A 16,896-nucleotide genomic window follows, 5' to 3' on the forward strand; every position below is an offset into this window, starting at 1 on the left:
TCACGGTTGTCATGCCGAGGAAAAAGACTAACTTGATCTTGGTCAAGGAATCGGCGGCGACTTCCAGCCATGGAGGCCACATGCAACGGCTGTCCACCTTTCTTACCGGGCTAATCGTCGCCCTCGCGCTGGTCATGGCCGGCCCGGGTGCGGCGCGTGTCGCGGTGGCGGGGACGATGACCGTGATCTGCGCCCATGGCAATGTCGCGACCGTTTGGCTGGACCAGAGCGGCAACCCGGTGGATCCCGCCGAGGACTGCCGTACCTGTCCCGATTGCCTGGCCGCAGGCGCGGTCCTGCTTGACCCACCGCTCCAGCCCGTTGCCTTTGTCGCCCGGATCGTCCCGGCGGTGGCAACGCTGCATCCGGCGACGGATTCCGTTCCGACACCGCACCTGTTCCCTGCGCCCCGCGGCCCCCCGGCCGCGACGGCAAAGCATCGGATTGCCCTATGACCCTGCTCCGCTTCCTGCTCGTCGCCTTCTTCTCGCTTGTCGGCCTTCCCGCCCTGGCCGAGCCCGTCCTGACCAAATACCTGGCCGAAGTTCCCGCCGAAACGCTGGTGCCCGAGGCTGACGGTTACGGTCCCCTGGACGCCACCCACCCCGTCGCACCCGTCCTGAAGGATGGCGAAACGGTGGGCTGGGCCTTCATCACCTCGGATTTCGTCTCGACCACCGGCTACTCGGGCAAGCCGATCCACACGCTTGTCGTGGTGGACAAGGACGCCCGGATCACCGGCCTCAAGCTGGTCAAGCATTCCGAGCCGATCGTGCTGATCGGCATCCCCCAGGCGAAGATCGACGCCCTGGTGCAGGCCTATGTCGGCCTCGACCTGGTGGCCGAGGCGCAATCGGGCGGCACCGGGCATGATGTCGACATCATCTCGGGCGCGACGGTGACGGTCATGGTCATCGACGATTCGATCGTGCGCGCCGGACTGAAGGTCGCGCGTGCCTTGGGCCTGGGCGGGCTGAAGCCCGACGCCGCAGCCACCGGCCCCAGTTTCGAGCTGAACCCCGAGGCCAAGGCCGCCTCGGACTGGACGACGCTGGAAGGCGACGGCACCCTGCGGCGCCTGTCGCTGGACGTGGGCCAGGTCAACGAGGCCTTCGCCGCCCTTGGCGACGAGCGCGCCACCGCCCGCGCCCTGACCGAGGCGCCCGAGACCACCTTCATCGAGATGCAGGCCGCCCTCGTCACCCAGCCCGCGGTCGCCAAGGCGATCCTGGGCGAGGGCGAGGCCGCGAACCTTGCCGCCTGGCTGCAACCGGGCGAGAACGCGATCGTCCTGGTGGGCCGGGGGCTCTACAGCTTCAAGGGTTCGGGCTATGTGCGCGGCGGGATCTTCGACCGGATCGTGCTGATCCAGGACGACGTCTCGGTCCGCTTCCGCGACAAGATGCACAAGCGTCTGGTGGCGGTGCAGGCGGCTGGCGCGCCGGATTTCACCGAAGCGGACCTGTTCAAGATTCCCGCCGACGTGGGGTTCGACCCGACGAAACCCTTCCGCATCCAGCTTCTGGTCCATCGCGAGGTCGGGCCGATCGAAAAGCTCTTCACCACCTTCGACCTTGGCTACCAGCTGCCGCAGCAATACCTGCGCCCCGTCGCGCAGCCCGAGCCCGCCGCGGTTCCCGGCGCGGCCGAAGCCGTCGCCGCGCAAGAGGAAAGCGCCGCGCACCAGGCGCTGTGGAAGCGGATCTGGCGGGACAAGCAGGTCGAGATCGCGATCACTGCCGCGATGCTGGCCGTCCTGACGCTGGCGTTCTTCTTCCAGGGTTTCGCCACCCGCTCCGAGCGCCGGTTCTACTGGTTCCGCATGGGCTTCCTGACCGTGACCCTGGTCTTCCTGGGCTGGTACGCCAATGCGCAGCTCTCGGTCGTCAACCTGATGGCGCTCTTCGGCTCGTTCATGACGGGCTTCAGCTGGCAGGCCTTCCTCCTCGACCCGCTGACCTTCATCCTGTGGTTCGCGGTCGCGGCGGCGCTCTTGTTCTGGGGCCGGGGGGCCTATTGCGGCTGGCTGTGCCCCTTCGGCGCGCTGCAGGAGCTGACCAACCAGATCGCCCGCAAGCTGCGCATCCCGCAATGGACGCTGCCCTGGGGGCTGCACGAAAGGCTGTGGCCGGTCAAATACATGATCTTCCTCGGCCTGTTCGGCGTCAGCCTCATGTCGATCGAGCAGGCCGAGCATCTGGCCGAGGTCGAGCCGTTCAAGACCGCGATCATCCTGAAGTTCGTCCGCGCCTGGCCTTTCGTCGCCTATGCGCTGGCGCTTCTGGCGGCGGGGCTGTTCGTCGAACGCTTCTACTGCCGCTATCTCTGCCCGCTGGGCGCGGCCTTGGCGATCCCGGCCCGGATACGGATGTTCGACTGGCTGAAGCGGTACCGCGAATGCGGCAACCCCTGCCAGACCTGCGCCAACGAATGCCCGGTTCAGGCGATCCACCCCACGGGCGAGATCAACCCGAACGAGTGCATCGACTGCCTGCATTGCCAGGTGCTCTACCAGTCCACCAGCAAATGCCCGGTGGTCATCAAGAAACTGAAGCGGCGCGAGGCTGTCGCCGCTTCGTCGGCCCGGAACATCTCCGGGCATCCGAATCAACCAAAACCCCAACCGGCAGAATGAAAGGGACAGATCATGTCTGAACGACCAATCTCGGGGATCACGCGGCGCGGCCTTCTGGGGGCCACCGCAGGCGGTGCGGCGCTTGCGGGCGCGATCGGTGGCGGGCGTCTGGCGCTTGGCACCGGCGCGGGCGTCGGCGCATTGGCGCTGGGCAGCACGGCGGCCCTGGCCGCTGGCGAGGGCTTCAACATCGCGCCCGGCCAGCTGGACACGCATTACGGCTTCTGGTCCTCGGGCCAGACCGGCGAGATGCGCATCCTCGGCATCCCCTCGATGCGCGAGTTGATGCGGGTGCCGGTGTTCAACCGCTGCTCGGCCACCGGCTGGGGCTCGACCAACGAATCGGTCCGCATCCACCAGCGCACGATGACCGAGAAGACGAAGAAGCAGCTGGAAGCCAACGGCAAGAAGATCCACGACAACGGCGACCTGCACCACGTCCACATGTCGTTCACCGACGGCAAGTATGACGGCAAGTACCTGTTCATGAACGACAAGGCCAACACCCGCGTCGCCCGGGTACGCTGCGACGTGATGAAGACCGACGCGATCCTGGAAATCCCGAACGCCAAGGCGATCCACGGGATGCGGCCGCAGAAGTTCCCCGAGACCAAGTACCTCTTCTGCAACGGCGAGGACGAGGCGCCGCTGGTCAACGACGGCTCGACGATGACCGACGTCTCGACCTATGTGAACATCTTCACCGCGGTCGACGCCGAAGCCATGTTGCCGGCCTGGCAGGTGATGGTCTCGGGCAACCTGGACAACTGCGACGCGGACTATGAGGGCAAGTGGGCCTTCTCGACCAGCTACAACTCGGAAATGGGCATGACGCTGGCCGACATGACCGCAGCCGAGATGGACCACGTCGTCGTCTTCAATATCGCGGCCATCGAGGCGGCGGTCGCGGCGGGCGAGGGGCAGGAGCTGAACGGCGTGCGCGTGCTGGACGGCCGCAAGGATGCCAGCAGCAACTTCACCCGCTACATCCCGATCGCCAACAACCCGCACGGCTGCAACATGGCGCCGGACAAGAAGCACCTCTGCATTGCCGGCAAGCTTTCGCCCACCGTCACCGTGCTGGACGTGACCAAGTTCGACGCCCTGTTCGAGAAGCCCGCCGCCGAGGTTGACCTGCGCAGCGCCGTTGTGGCGGAACCCGAGCTTGGCCTTGGCCCGCTGCACACCGCTTTCGACGGCCGCGGCAACGCCTATACCTCGCTGTTCCTGGACAGCCAGGTGGTGAAGTGGAACATCGAGGACGCGATCAAGGCCTATGCCGGCGAGCAGATCGACCCGATCAAGGACAAGCTGGACGTGCACTACCAGCCCGGCCACCTGAAGACCGTGATGGGCGAGACCTCGGAGGCCGAGAACAACTGGCTGGTCTGCCTCTGCAAGTTCTCGAAGGACCGCTTCCTGAACGTGGGCCCGCTGAAACCCGAGAACGATCAGCTGATCGACATCTCGGGCGACAAGATGGTCATCGTTCACGACGGCCCGAACTTCGCCGAGCCGCATGACGCCATCGCCGTCGCCGCGTCGAAGATGACCAACATCCGCTCGACCTGGGACCGCCAGGACAAGATGTGGGCCGAGACCCGCGCCCAGGCCGAGGCGGACGGGGTCAACCTGGACGACTGGCAGGACATGGTCATCCGCGACAAGGACGATCCGAAGAAGGTCCGCGTCTACATGACCAGCCAGGCCCCCTCGTTCAGCCTGGAGTCCTTCACGGTCAAGGAGGGCGACGAGGTCACGGTGATCGTCACCAACCTCGACGACATCGACGACCTGACGCACGGCTTCACCATGGGCAACCACGGCGTCGCGATGGAGATCGCGCCGCAGGCGACGTCCTCGGTCACCTTCACCGCGGCGAATGCCGGGGTCTACTGGTACTACTGCCAGTGGTTCTGCCACGCCCTCCACATGGAGATGCGCGGCCGGATGTTCGTGGAACCCGCAGGGGCATAAGACCATGCGCGCGTGCCTGACCGCCCTTCTCGTCCTGCTTTCGACGCCGCTTCAGGCGGCAGAGGTGCATGTCGCGCCGGGCACGGGCACGCTTGCCGAGGCCATCGCCGGGGCCGCTCCCGGCGATGTGCTGATGCTATCCGGCGGGGCCTATCTTGGCCCCGTCACCATCGACCGGACCCTGACGCTGCAAGGCGACGGGACGGCGACCATCGACGGGCAAGGGCAGGGGACCGTCGTCACCATCGACGCCGACGATGTGGTCCTGACCGGGCTGCATGTCACCGGCTCGGGCAAGGTGAACCAGGACCTCGACGCCGGGATCAAGATCCTGAAGGGCGCCGACCGCGCGCGGATCGAGGGCAACCGGCTGACCGACAACATGCATGGCGTCGACGTGCATGGCGGGCTGGACAGCCTGGTGCGCGGCAACACCATCGAGGGCCGCAAGAATCCGCACATGAACGAGCGCGGCAACGGCATCTACATCTGGAACAGCCCCGGCACCGTGATCGAGGACAACTCCGTCCGCTGGGGCCGTGACGGCATCTTCTCGAACGCATCGAAGACCGGGACCTACCGCAACAACCTGTTCCGCGACCTGCGCTTCGCCGTCCACTACATGTACACCCACGACAGCGAAGTGTCGGGCAACATCTCGATCGGCAACCATCTGGGCTTTGCCATCATGTTCTCGAACCGGGTCGTGGTGAAGGACAACCTTTCCCTCGGCGACCGCGAGCACGGGGTGATGCTGAACTTCGCCAACAGCGCCGACGTGGCGGGCAACCTGGTGCGCGGCGGCACGAAGAAGTGCCTGTTCATCTACAACGCCCATAAGAACCTGATCGCGAACAACCGCTTCCAGGATTGCGGCATCGGCATCCACTTCACCGCGGGGTCAGAGCGCAACATGCTGACCGGCAACGCCTTCATCGCCAACCAGGAGCAGGTGAAATACGTCGGCACCCGCTTCATGGAGTGGAGCTTCGAGGGCCGCGGCAACTACTGGTCCGACCATCCCGCCTTCGACCTGAACGGCGACGGCATCGCCGACGGGGTCTATCGCCCGAACGACCTGATGGACCATATCCTCTGGTCGCAACCCGCCGCCGCGCTGCTGACCGGCTCCCCCGCCGTGCAACTGGTGCGCTGGTCGCAGTCCTCGTTCCCGGCGATCCTGCCGGGCGGCGTGACCGACAGCCACCCGCTGATGCAACCCCTTACCATCCCGGTTCCCGCCGACATCGCCGCCATGGAGGCAGAGGTCGCCGGACGCTGGGCAAAAGGCAGTTACGATGACATCGACCTTGAAGATCTCGGCACTCACTAAGCGGTTCGGCGACCTTGCCGCGCTTGGCGGAGTCAGCCTGACCGTCGCCCCGGGCGAGCGGGTGGCGCTCCTGGGCCACAACGGCGCGGGCAAGTCGACGCTGATGAAGATCATCCTCGGCCTGATCCCCGCCACGGGCGGCGAGGTCACGATCTGCGACGCGGCCCCCGGCTCGCCTGCCGCGCGCCGCGCCGTGGCCTATCTGCCGGAGAACGTGGCCTTCCATCCCGCCCTGACCGGCGAGGAACAGATCCGCCATTACCTTTCCCTGCGCGGCGAAAGCCCGTCGCTGGCCATGGGCCTGCTGGAGAAGGTGGGCCTGGGCCAGGCCGCCCGCCGCCGGATCGGCACCTATTCCAAGGGGATGCGCCAGCGTGTCGGCCTTGCCCAGGCGCTGATCGGCAATCCGCGCCTCCTGGTGCTGGACGAGCCGACCTCGGGCCTCGACCCCGTTTCCCGGCGCGAGTTCTATGCGCTTCTCGACGACCTTGCCGCGCAGGGGGCGTCGATCCTGCTGTCCTCGCACGCCCTGACGGAAGTCGAGGCGCGGACCGACCGCATCCTGATCCTGTCGCGTGGCCGACTCGTGGCCGAGGGCACGCTGTCCGACCTGCGCCGCCGGGCCGACCTGCCGGTGACGATGCATGTCACCGCCCGCAACGGCTATGCCCCCGACATCGCCCGCGCGCTGCCGGGCGCGATCCTGGTGGATGGTGCGCTGCACCTGACCTGCGCGCAGACCGAAAAGCTCCAGACGCTGGGCCGCATCGCCGGGCTGGGCGACAAGGTGGCGGACCTCGAGGTCCTGCCGCCCAGCCTGGAAGACCTCTATTCCCATTTCAGCCAGCAGGGCGCGCAATGAACCGGATCCTCTCAACCGCCGGGACCGAGTTCCGCATCGCCCTTCGCAACCGCTGGGTCGCCATCGCGCTGGTGCTGATGGCGGTGTTTTCGCTGGTCCTGTCGCTGGCCGGATCGGCCCCCACCGGCGGGCTGGGGGTGGACCGGCTGTCGGTCACGGTCGCCTCGCTGACCTCGCTGTCGGTCTACCTGATCCCGCTTCTCGCCCTGTTGATGAGCTTCGACGCCATCGCCGGCGAATCCGAGCGCGGCACCCTGTCGCTGCTCCTCGCCTATCCCATCGCGCGCGAGGAAATCCTGCTCGGCAAGCTGGTCGCCCATCTGGCGATCCTGACGCTGGCCGTCCTGCTTGGCCACGGCCTTGCCGCCGGGGTGGCGATCGCCACCGACGAGAACGCCCTTGCCGGCCTGCCCGCGCTGTTCCGCCTCTCCTGGTCCTCGGTCCTGCTTGGCGCGACCTTCCTTGGCGCGGGCTATGCGCTGTCCGCGCTCTCGCGCCGTCCCTCCGGTGCGGCCGGGCTGGCGATCGGCCTCTGGCTGGGGCTTGTCGTCCTTTACGACCTCGCGCTCCTCTCGGCCATCGTCGCGGACAATGGCGGCTGGTTCACCACCGATGCCTTTCCCATCGCGCTTCTCGCCAACCCGGCCGACGCCTTCCGCCTGTTCAACCTCACCGCTTCCGGCGCCACCGCTGCCGCGGCCGGGGTGGGCGGGGCGGCGGATGCCATCCCGCTCTGGCAATCGCTGTCCTCGGTCCTTATCTGGCCGTTTGCCGCCCTTGCCCTGGCCGCTGCCGCCTTCCGAAAGGTCACGCCATGAAACGCGCCCTGCTGTTCGTCCTTGCCCTTGCCGCCTGTCAGGACGAGGTGGCCCAGAACACCGATCCGCTCGCCCTGACGCCCGAGACCATCGGCCATTTCTGCCAGATGAACCTGCTGGAGCATGAGGGGCCGAAGGGGCAGGTGCATCTCGAGGGCCTGCCCGGCGCACCGCTGTTCTTCAGCCAGGTGAGTGACACCGTAGCCTATCTCCGCCTGCCCGAGCAGACGCACAAGGTTCTCGCCATCTATGTCAGCGACATGGGCGCCGAGGGTGCGACCTGGCAGGAGCCGGGCGCCGCGAACTGGATCGATGCCACCACCGCGCATTATGTCGTGGGCGGCGATCTTCCCGGCGGCATGGGCGCGCCCGAGATCGCGCCCTTTGCCGAACTTGCCGATGCCCAGGCCTTTGCCGCAGAACATGGTGGCAATGTGATGGGCCTGAAGGATATCCCCGACAGTGCCGTGATCGCCCCGATACCCGAGGTCGGCGGTGACGACGACTATTCCCGCCGCCTCAAGGCGCTCTCCGACAAGACTGGAGGCTGACATGCTGACCCGCCGCCGCTTCATCGCGATTTCCGCCGCTCTCGCGCCCACCATGGCGCTGGGACGCAGCCCCGACCCGCACGTCGAGACCGGCATCGCGCTGGGCGCGACCGTGACGCTGCGCCTGCAGCACCCCGAGGCCCCGCGCCTTGCCGTCCTCGCGATGGAGGAGATCCGGCGGCTGGAGCAGGTGTTCTCGCTGTATCAGCCCGAATCCTCGCTGGTCCGGCTGAACCGCGAGGCCCGGCTCGATACCCCGCCGTTCGAACTGCTGGACTGCCTCACCCTCGCCGCCTCTGTGCATCGTGCCAGCGGCGGCAGCTTCGACCCCACGGTCCAGCCGCTCTGGCTGGCCGAGGCCGGGACGCTGACCCAAGGCACCCCCCTGACCGAGGCCGAGCGGGCGCAGGTTCGCGCGCTGATCGGCTGGGAGGGCGTGACCCTTGCGCCTGAGGCGATCATCCTGCGTCCTGGCATGGCGCTGACACTGAACGGCATCGCCCAGGGCTTCATCGCCGACCGGGTGGCGGCGCTTCTGGAAAGCCACGGCCTGACCCGCGCCCTGATCGACACCGGCGAGATGCGCGCCCTGCCCGAGGGCGACTGGCCGGTGAAGCTGGCCTCGGGCGGCGGGATCACCCTGCGGGACCGGGCGCTGGCGACCTCGGCCCCGCTGGGCATGACCTTCGGCGGCGATGGGGTGACAAGCCATATCCTCGACCCCCGGACCGGCCGTCCCCTGTGCTCGGCCTGGCAATCGGTCTCGATCTCGGCCCCTTCGGCCGCGTTGGCCGATGCGCTTTCGACCTCGGCCTGCCTGATGGACAGCCGCGCGGCGATCGACGGGCTTTGCGCCAGTTTCCCGGGGGCCAGGGTCGAGTCCGCCCGGCCCGCCTGACCTCAGGCCTTCGCGACCGAGCCGGTGGGCGGCGAGATGATCCATTGCACGATGGCGACACTCGCGCCCCGGTTCACCGTCCGGTGCGGCGTGGAGGAGGAATATTCGATGCAGTCCCCCTCGGACATCGGGTGGATCTCGTCCGCCAGATACAGCTCGATCTCGCCCGCGATGACCAGCAGCATCTCATGGCTGTCGCCATGGGTGTATTGCTCGGGCCCGGTCGAGCCGCCGACGTCGAACTCGCCGACAAAGACCTCGAAATCCTGGATCGGGCGCTGCGAGAGCAGCGTCTTGCGATAGCCCGCCGCCTCGGGCCACGAGGGACGCTCGGCCTTGCGCAGGACGCGGTGGGTCGAGCGGGGCCGGTCGTCGAACAGGTCCGCGATCGAGATATCCAGCGCATTGGCGATCCGCATCAGGGTCGAGGTCGTGGCCCCCGTCGCCCCGCGCTCCAACTGGCTGAGGAACGAGGCGGTGGTCCCCGACAACTCGCCCAGCTGGCGCAGCGACAGCCGCCGGGCCTGACGGAACCGCTTCACCCGGCGCGCCAGGATGTCCAGCTCGGGCGTGGCCGGCTCTTCCCCGGCAGGCATGACTGTCTCCGCCATCGTCAACTCCGTTCCGTTCCGTTCCGGGCCGGGGCGCGACACGTTCGCATCCCGGCGCGACGCGCGCTTGATTTGTGTACAGCACTTCTTTACGCTATGTAAAGTTACCTCGACCCTGGTGCCGATTCCGGCGCAGGACCGGGCGGACGCAGGAACGAACGATGGCACCCAGAAGGGCGCAGGACAACCAACGGAGGATGCTGATGAAACGGACTGCCATGGTCGCGCTGCAAGCCGGCCTCATGATGACGCTTGGCCTTGCGGCCCAGGCCCAGGACGCGCCGGTCGCCGGCGAGGTGGCCGAGGGTTCGCTGGCCGGCAAGACGCTGACCTTCGTCTCCTACGGCGGGATCTACCAGGACGGCCAGATCGCCTCGCTGCAGGATTTCGTCACCAAGTCGGGCGTCACCCTGCTCTCGGACGGACCGACCGAGGTTGCCAAGATCCAGGCCCAGGTCGAATCGGGCGACGTGCAGTGGGATGTGGTCGATACCGGCACGCTTACGCCCTATGTCTATTGCGGGACGCTGTTCCAGAAGCTGGACCTGTCGAAGATCGACACCTCGAACATCCCCGAGGGCCAGGTCGGCGAATGTTCGGTTCCGGCGATGAACTACGGCACCGTGCTGATGTACAAGAAATCCACCTATGGCGACAACCCGCCGAAGGGCTGGGCCGATTTCTTCGACACCGAGAACTTCCCCGGCACCCGCGCGATGCCCGGCGATTCCGAGCCCGACACGACGCTGGTCGAGATCGCGCTTCTGGCCGACGGCGTGCCGAAGGACCAGCTTTTCCCGGCCGACGTCGACCGCGCCCTGAACAAGTTCCGGAGTCTGGGCGAAGATCTGATCTTCTGGAAGACCGGCGCTGAATCGCAGCAGATGATGGAATCGGGCGAGGCCGACATGGTCATCGCCTGGTCGGGCCGCGCCATGGCCGCCCAGAAGAACGGGGCGGAATATGAGCCGGTCTGGCAGGACTGGATCGTCGTCATGGACCAGCTGACGATCCCGGTTGGCGTCAAGGACCCCGACGCCTCCTATGCGCTGATCAACGCCGCCATCGGCAAGCGCGCGCAGGAGATCATGACCGAGCAGACCTCCTACTCGCCAATCCACAAGGACGCGCAGCCGCAGGTGGACGAACTCCTGCAGAAATGGCTGACCAACACGCCCGAAAAGGTCGCGATGGGCTATCAGCAGGACATTCCCTACTGGATCGAGAACTACGACGAGGTCGAGACCAAATGGGGCGAGTTCATCGCCGGGAACTGATCCCTTCGGCGGGGCTGCGCAGGCGGCCCCGTCCTTCCCTCCGAAGGTGCCGCGATGCCCAAGCTTTTCCGCCACCCGGCCTGGCTGGTTCTGCCCGCGATCCTGCTGCTTGTGGTCGCGCTGGGCTATCCGCTTCTCCAGGTGGTGATCCGCAGCTTCACCGACCCTGAGCCGGGCCTTGGCAACTATACCTGGTTCTTCAGTCGTCCGGTGAACATGACCGTGTTCTGGCGCACCTTCGAGGTCGCCGGCTGGGTTACCGTCCTGTGCCTCGTGCTGGGCTATCCCTACGCCTGGCTGATGACGGCGGTGGGGCCGAACCTGCGGCTGCTGCTGATCCTTTGCGTGCTGGTGCCCTTCTGGGTCTCGGGCGTGGTGCGGACGCTGGCCTGGGTCATCCTGCTGCAGGACTCGGGCGTCATCAACAAGGTGATCATGGCGTTGGGCTTCGAGAAGGTGCGGCTGATCCGCACCCAGACCGGAGTCGTGATCGGCATGACCCAGGTGCTTCTGCCCTTCATGATCATGCCGCTTTACGCCGTGATGCGCGGCATCGACCTGCGCCTTGTGCAGGCGGCGCGCAGCCTTGGGGCGCGGCCGGTGCTGGCCTTCCTCCAGGTCTATCTGCCGCTTTCGCTGCCGGGGGTCTTCGGCGGCGCGGTGATCGTCTTCATCCTGGGCCTCGGCTTCTACATCACGCCCGCGCTTCTGGGCGGGCCGCGGGCCACCATGCTGTCGACGCTGGCCCAGCAGCAGGTGCTGCAACAGCTGAACTGGGGCAAGGGCGGCGCCATGGGGGTGATCCTCCTCGCCTCGACTCTGGTGCTGCTGGCAATCGCCGCCCGCTTCACCCGCCGGCGCTACCAGATCTCGGGAGGCAGCAAGTGACCCGCCTGCAACGCATCCTGATCTGGATCTTCTGCGCCGGAGTGGCCCTCTGGCTGGTCGCGCCGACGCTGGTGATCGTGCCGATCTCGTTTGCCGAGAAGAAGTCGCTGGCCTTCCCGCCCGACGGCTTTTCGCTGCAATGGTATGCCAACATCCTGAACAGCCCGGACTGGTCGGGCAGCATCGTCAGCTCGCTGAAGATCGCGGCCATCGTCGCGGTGGTCGCGACGGTGATCGGCACGCTGGCCGCCATCGGCCTGGCCAGGATGAAGGCCGGGGCAGGGGGCATCCTGCGCGCCATCCTGATCACGCCGATGATCGTGCCCGGCGTGGTGCTGGCGATCGGCATTTATGCCGTCTACCTGGACCACCAGATGGTCGGCACGCTGGTGGGCTATGTGCTGGCCCATTCGATGCTGGCGATCCCCTTCGTGATCATCGCCGTCGGGGCCAGCCTGGCCGTCTTCGACACCCGGCTCGAGACGGCTGCGGCCAGCCTTGGCGCCTCGCGCATCACCACCTTCTTCACGGTGACCCTGCCGCTGATCGCCCCCGGCATCCTGTCGGGTCTTCTCTTCGCCTTCGTCACCTCGTTCGACGAGGTGATCGTGGCCCTCTTCATCAACAGCCCGACGCTGAAGACCCTGCCGGTGCAGATCTTCGCCAGCATGACCCGCGATTCCGATCCCACGGTCGCCGCGGTGGGGACGCTGATCTTCGTGCTGACCTCGTTCACCATCGCTGTCGGGCTCTGGCTTGGCACAAGACGGAGACGCTCCTGAACATGGATGCAAAACAACGCGGCGCCGCAGTCGACATCCGCGACGTCACCAAGACCTACGGGACTTTCACCGCGCTCGACAATGTCAGCCTGCGGATCGAGGCGGGCCAGTTCATGACCTTCCTCGGCCCCTCCGGCTCGGGCAAGACGACGACGCTGAACGTGATCGCCGGTTTCACCGACCTGACGGCGGGCGAGATCCTGATCGGTGATCGATCGGTCGGCAACCTGCCCGCGCACAAGCGCAACGTGGGCGTGGTGTTCCAGCATTACGCGCTGTTCCCGCACATGACGGTGGCCGGGAACGTCGAATACCCGCTGAAGCTGCGCAAGCTGCCCAAGGCCGACCGCGTCCGGCGCGTGGCGGCGGCGCTGGCGATGGTGCATCTGACCGACTTCGCCCACCGCTACCCGGCCGAGCTTTCGGGCGGCCAGCAGCAGCGCGTGGCACTGGCCCGCGCCATGGTCTTCGACCCGCCGCTCCTGTTGATGGACGAGCCGCTGGGCGCGCTGGACAAGAAGCTGCGCGAATGGCTGCAGCTGGAGATCAAACGCATCCACCGCGAGCTGGGGACGACCTTCGTCTACGTCACCCACGACCAGGAGGAGGCGCTGGCGCTGTCCGACCGGATCGCCGTGTTCAACAAGGGAAGGATCGAGCAGGTCGGCTCGGGCCGCGACCTTTACGAACGCCCCGAGACGCTGTTCGTCGGCCGCTTCATCGGCGAATCCACCGTGCTGGCGGGCATGCATGAGACACGGGGGGACGAGACGGCGATCAAGGTGGGCGAGCAATGGGTCGCCGTCCCCGGACGTCCGGCGGGCAGCGGTCCGCAGGCCCTGCTTTTGCGGCCCGAGCGGATCACCCTCAACCGCCCCGGCACCGGCGCGGCGGCGGGGGCCAACACGCTTCCCGCCCGCGTGACCGAGGCGATCTATCTCGGCTCGGGCGTGAAATACGAGGTGACGCTGGCCGACGGCACCCGCGGCATCGTCCGCATGACACTTGCGGAAGACCATTTCGCCCTTGGCGACCCGGTCGAGGTCGCCTGGCAGAAACAGGATGCCCGCCTGCTGGCCGATGACGGCAGCAGCCTCGCGGCCCAATCGGGAGAGGACAAATGAACGCGACCGTCGCACGCAACGGGGATGTCTCGTTCTGGTATGCCCAGATGGGCGGCACGCCCGGCTATCGCCCGCCGCTGCCGGGCGACCGCAGCGTGGACGTCTGCATCATCGGCGCGGGCTATACCGGCCTCTGGACCGCCTGGTACCTCAAGACCCTGCAACCCGACCTTTCCGTCGCCGTGGTCGAGCGCGAGTTCGCGGGCTTCGGTGCCTCGGGCCGCAACGGCGGCTGGCTGACCGGCGGCTTCAGCTGGAGCCGCGAGAAATACCTGGCCGGGGGCGGCACGCGCGAGGGCGTGATCGCCATGGGCCACGCCCTGCGCGGCACCGTGGCCGAGGTGATGCGCGTCGCCGAGGAGCAGGGCATCGCCGCCGACATCCTGCCGACGGACGGCCTGACCGTCGCCTGCACCCCGGCGCAGTTGCAGCGGATGCGCGAGACCTATGAGGAGGAGATCGCCTGGGGCACGCCGAAGACCCGGATCGAGATGATCGGCGGCGAGGAGATGCGCGCCCGGATCAAGGTCAAGGACGCCATGGGCGCGCTGGTCACCCATGGCGTGGCCAGGGTCCAGCCCGCCAAGCTGGCCCGGGGCCTTGCCGCCGCGGTAGAGCGTCTGGGAGTGCAGATCTGGGAACAGACCACCGTCACCGGGATGGAGAAGGGCCGCGTCCATACCGACCGCGGCACGGTGACCGCCCCGGTGATCGTCCGCGCGACCGAGGGCTTCACCCCCGGCCTGCCCGGCCAGTCGCGCAAGATCCTGCCGCTGAACAGCGCCATCGTGGTGACCGAGCCGGTGCCGGAAACCGTCTGGCAGCAGATCGGCTGGAACGGGTATGAGCTTCTGGGCGACGCCTCGCACACCTATTCCTACGCGCAGCGCACGGCCGACAACCGCATCGCCATGGGCGGGCGTGGGGTGCCCTACCGCTTCGGCAGCAAGACCGACCTGCGCGGCCAGACCCAGGACGCGACCATCGACAAGCTGCAGGGCATCCTGCGCCGCCTGTTGCCCGAGGCCGCCGACCTGAAGCTTTCGCATGGCTGGTGCGGCGTCCTCGGCGTGCCGCGCGACTGGTGCGCCAGCGTGGGCTTTGACCGGAAGTCGGGCATGGCCTGGGCCGGCGGCTATGTCGGGCTGGGTGTCTCGACCTCGAACCTTTCGGGGCAGACGCTGGCCGACCTGATCCTTGGCCGCGATACCGGGCTTGTCACCCTGCCCTGGGTGAACCGCAAGGTCCGCGAATGGGAACCCGAGCCCTTCCGCTGGCTGGGCGTGCACGGCATGTACCAGCTTTACTACCGCGCCGACGCGCAAGAGGCCCGGTCCGGCGGCGTGCGGACCTCGGCCCTGGCCAAGCTGGCCAACAAGCTTACCGGACGTTGAAAGGACCCAGAATGATCGACCTGTCAGGATTTCTTGCCCTTGCGGGCATGGAGCTGGACGATTTCGCGCCCAAGCCCACCACCATCGAAGGCGACCAGAAAGAGGCGACCCGGACGCTCTGGCAATCGCCCGACGGCAAGCTGGAGATCGGCATCTGGGAATGCACCCCCGGCCGTTTCACCGCCGACCGCTCGCAGGCGGCCGAGTTCTGCCATTTCCTCTCCGGCTCGGTCGAGATGCGCCATGCCGACGGCCGGGTAGAGCGGCTGGGGCCCGGCGATGCCCTGATGCTGCCGCGCGGCTGGAAGGGCGAATGGCGCCTCCTGGAGCAGACGCGCAAGATCTATGTCTTCTACACCGGCTGAATGAAAAAGGGGGAGGACCCTGCGGCCCTCCCCCCAGGCATCGCATGGCCGGTCTTACGCCGGCACCGCAACCCCCGAGCCCTGCCGCGTCCCCTTGCGCCCCTCGCGCAGGTAGCGGGCATAGCCCAGATCCGAGGCCTCGATCTCGGCCCGGCGACCGCTGACGATATCCGCCAGAACCCGGCCCGAGCCGGCGGCCATGGTCCAGCCCAGCGTCCCGTGCCCGGTGTTCAGGAACAGGTTCTCGATCGGCGAGCGCCCGACGACCGGGGTTCCGTCCGGCGTCATCGGTCGCAGCCCGCACCAGAAGCTCGCCTGCGACTGGTCGCCCGCGCCGCCGAACAGATCTTCGACCGAATGGGTCAGGGTCGCCTGGCGCTTGGCCTTCAGGCTCATGTCGAAACCCGCGATCTCGGCCATGCCGCCGACGCGGATCCGGTCGCCCAGCCGGGTGATCGCGATCTTGTGCGTCTCGTCCATCACCGTCGAAACCGGGGCGCGGCCCTCGTCCACGATCGGAACCGTGATCGAATAGCCCTTCACCGGATAGACCGGCAGCTTGATCCCGAAGCGGGCCACCAGCATCGGCGAATAGGATCCCAGCGCCACCACGAAGGCATCCGCCGTCACCCGGCCCGCGCTGGTCCGGGCCGCGACGATCCGGCCGCCCTCGGCCTCCAGCCCGTCGATCCCCACGCCATAGCGGAAGGTCACGCCCTGCGCCTCGGCCATCTGCGACAGGCTTTGCGTGAACTTGAAGCAATCGCCGGTCTCATCCCCCGGCAGCCGCAACCCGCCCGCAAGCTTGTGCTTCGCCGCCGCCAGGCCCGGCTCGGCCGCGACGCACTGGTCGGCGTCCAGCACCTCGAACGGCACGCTGTCCGCCTTCAGCACCGCGATGTCCTTCTCGGCCGCCGCCACCTGCTTTTCGGTGCGGAACAGCTGCAGCGTGCCCTGGGTCCGCTCGTCGTACGAAATCCCGGTTTCGGCCCGCAGCTCCATCAGGCAGTCGCGGGAATATTCCGCCAGCCGCACCATCCGGCTCTTGTTCACCGCATAGGCCGAGGCGGTGCAGTTCATCAGCATCCGCGCCATCCAGCTGATCTTGGCCCAGTCCGGGCGCGGCTGGACGATCAGCGGCGCATGTTCCTGGAACATCCACTTGATCGCCTTGACCGGAATGCCCGGCGCCGCCCAGGGCGAGGCATAGCCGGGGCTGATCTCGCCCGCGTTGGCGAAAGAGGTCTCCAGCGCCGGGGCTGGCTGACGGTCGATCACCGTCACCTCATGCCCGGCCCTGGCCAGATACCAGGCCGATGTCACCCCGATCACGCCTGCGCCAAGCACCACGACTTTCATGTCAGCCATCCGCCAGAATTTT

General features: G+C 67.4%; 16 protein-coding genes. 14 read left to right on the forward strand and 2 right to left on the reverse strand.

All coding sequences use genetic code 11. The annotated features are described in order from the left end of the window. The first annotated feature begins 32 nt into the window (after nt 1-32). From ACE3UA_RS14115 to ACE3UA_RS14150, 8 genes are read left to right on the forward strand one after another with little or no spacing between them, the layout of a single operon-like run. On the forward strand, nt 33-455 hold the full coding sequence (locus ACE3UA_RS14115) for a hypothetical protein (protein WP_374646176.1): 423 nt from the start codon (nt 33-35) through the stop codon (nt 453-455). Further along, nucleotides 452-2,635 (forward strand): 4Fe-4S binding protein, encoded by a 2,184-nt coding sequence (locus ACE3UA_RS14120; RefSeq protein WP_374646178.1) that lies wholly within the window; start codon nt 452-454, stop codon nt 2,633-2,635. The genes ACE3UA_RS14115 and ACE3UA_RS14120 overlap by 4 nt, the downstream gene beginning before the upstream one ends. A 12-nt stretch (nt 2,636-2,647) precedes the next feature. Further along, entirely contained in the window at nt 2,648-4,612 is a 1,965-nt protein-coding gene (nosZ, locus tag ACE3UA_RS14125; RefSeq protein ID WP_374646180.1) for a TAT-dependent nitrous-oxide reductase, read from the forward strand. A gap of 4 nt (nt 4,613-4,616) precedes the next feature. After that, nucleotides 4,617-5,945 carry a nitrous oxide reductase family maturation protein NosD gene (locus tag ACE3UA_RS14130; protein WP_374646182.1) on the forward strand — a complete coding sequence of 443 codons (1,329 nt, stop codon included), beginning with the start codon at nt 4,617-4,619 and terminating at the stop codon, nt 5,943-5,945. Further along, the gene (locus ACE3UA_RS14135; RefSeq protein WP_374646184.1) at nt 5,911-6,807 is read left to right on the forward strand and encodes an ABC transporter ATP-binding protein; all 897 of its coding nucleotides are present in this window, start codon (nt 5,911-5,913) and stop codon (nt 6,805-6,807) included. Before ACE3UA_RS14130 ends, ACE3UA_RS14135 begins: the two co-directional genes overlap by 35 nt. Beyond that, nucleotides 6,804-7,625 carry an ABC transporter permease gene (locus tag ACE3UA_RS14140; protein WP_374646186.1) on the forward strand — a complete coding sequence of 274 codons (822 nt, stop codon included), beginning with the start codon at nt 6,804-6,806 and terminating at the stop codon, nt 7,623-7,625. The genes ACE3UA_RS14135 and ACE3UA_RS14140 overlap by 4 nt, the downstream gene beginning before the upstream one ends. Beyond that, nucleotides 7,622-8,176 (forward strand): nitrous oxide reductase accessory protein NosL, encoded by a 555-nt coding sequence (locus ACE3UA_RS14145; RefSeq protein WP_374646188.1) that lies wholly within the window; start codon nt 7,622-7,624, stop codon nt 8,174-8,176. The genes ACE3UA_RS14140 and ACE3UA_RS14145 overlap by 4 nt, the downstream gene beginning before the upstream one ends. Before the next feature lies 1 nt (nt 8,177). Next, a complete protein-coding gene (locus ACE3UA_RS14150) occupies nt 8,178-9,074 on the forward strand; it encodes an FAD:protein FMN transferase (protein WP_374646190.1) in 897 nt (298 codons plus the stop codon). Nucleotides 9,075-9,076: 2 nt separating this feature from the next. Here ACE3UA_RS14150 and ACE3UA_RS14155 read toward each other — a convergent pair whose 3' ends face one another. Then, nucleotides 9,077-9,685 carry a helix-turn-helix domain-containing protein gene (locus ACE3UA_RS14155; protein WP_374646192.1) on the reverse strand — a complete coding sequence of 203 codons (609 nt, stop codon included), beginning with the start codon at nt 9,683-9,685 and terminating at the stop codon, nt 9,077-9,079. Between the two features lie 203 nt (nt 9,686-9,888). Between ACE3UA_RS14155 and ACE3UA_RS14160 the strand changes: the two genes are divergently transcribed. Genes ACE3UA_RS14160 through ACE3UA_RS14185 form a run of 6 tightly spaced genes read left to right on the forward strand, consistent with a single transcriptional unit; the run spans nt 9,889 to nt 15,515 of the window. Further along, nucleotides 9,889-10,962, forward strand: coding sequence for an extracellular solute-binding protein (locus ACE3UA_RS14160; RefSeq protein WP_374646194.1), 1,074 nt, complete (start codon nt 9,889-9,891; stop codon nt 10,960-10,962). A 54-nt stretch (nt 10,963-11,016) separates the two neighbouring features. Next, nucleotides 11,017-11,850 (forward strand): ABC transporter permease, encoded by an 834-nt coding sequence (locus ACE3UA_RS14165; protein WP_374646196.1) that lies wholly within the window; start codon nt 11,017-11,019, stop codon nt 11,848-11,850. Continuing rightward, the gene (locus ACE3UA_RS14170) at nt 11,847-12,632 is read left to right on the forward strand and encodes an ABC transporter permease (RefSeq protein WP_374646198.1); all 786 of its coding nucleotides are present in this window, start codon (nt 11,847-11,849) and stop codon (nt 12,630-12,632) included. The genes ACE3UA_RS14165 and ACE3UA_RS14170 overlap by 4 nt, the downstream gene beginning before the upstream one ends. A 2-nt stretch (nt 12,633-12,634) precedes the next feature. Next, nucleotides 12,635-13,756 (forward strand): ABC transporter ATP-binding protein, encoded by a 1,122-nt coding sequence (locus ACE3UA_RS14175; protein WP_374646200.1) that lies wholly within the window; start codon nt 12,635-12,637, stop codon nt 13,754-13,756. Further along, complete coding sequence (locus ACE3UA_RS14180; RefSeq protein WP_374646202.1) at nt 13,753-15,150, forward strand: NAD(P)/FAD-dependent oxidoreductase; 1,398 nt, start codon at nt 13,753-13,755, stop codon at nt 15,148-15,150. Before ACE3UA_RS14175 ends, ACE3UA_RS14180 begins: the two co-directional genes overlap by 4 nt. A gap of 11 nt (nt 15,151-15,161) precedes the next feature. Then, entirely contained in the window at nt 15,162-15,515 is a 354-nt protein-coding gene (locus ACE3UA_RS14185) for a cupin domain-containing protein (RefSeq protein ID WP_374646204.1), read from the forward strand. Between the two features lie 54 nt (nt 15,516-15,569). Here the strand turns inward: ACE3UA_RS14185 and ACE3UA_RS14190 are convergent, their stop codons facing one another. After that, entirely contained in the window at nt 15,570-16,874 is a 1,305-nt protein-coding gene (locus tag ACE3UA_RS14190; protein ID WP_374646257.1) for a D-amino acid dehydrogenase, read from the reverse strand. Nucleotides 16,875-16,896 lie beyond the last annotated feature (22 nt).

Source organism: Tabrizicola sp. (assembly GCF_041919135.1).
GTDB lineage: Bacteria > Pseudomonadota > Alphaproteobacteria > Rhodobacterales > Rhodobacteraceae > Tabrizicola.